This window comes from Photobacterium sp. R1, assembly GCF_054600795.1.
On record NZ_BAAHZP010000362.1, the window covers coordinates 1 to 306 of the forward strand.

Annotated in this window: 1 protein-coding gene; it reads left to right on the plus strand. The window is 40.8% G+C overall.

The annotated features are described in order from the left end of the window. The coding region (locus tag ACYP03_RS25430; RefSeq protein ID WP_459782594.1) for a hypothetical protein at positions 1 to 246 on the plus strand (246 nt) is incomplete at its 5' end. Positions 247 to 306: the final 60 nt, after the last annotated feature.

Sequence of the window (306 nt, forward strand, 5' to 3'; positions counted from 1 at the left end):
GACATCGCTTACAGCGCCGCGATGGTCGCTTTGTGTTCAGATAAGCACGCAAAAATCAATCAGGTGCATAAATCAAACATTGCAATGCATTGTATATGCAAGGTATCTTTCGCCTCCGGAATATTAATAAATCAGTGGCATATTAAAATACCAAGCCTTTCTCCTGATAACGCAGGGGGATGTGCAGACTATCCTGTTGCTGAACAAGGGTTTATCACTGTGCTTTCTTATTGGATTGCGTCATAAAACGGAAATGGCGATGCTGACATATTCAAACATCAAACAAATAGTGTTACTTGCAAGTGT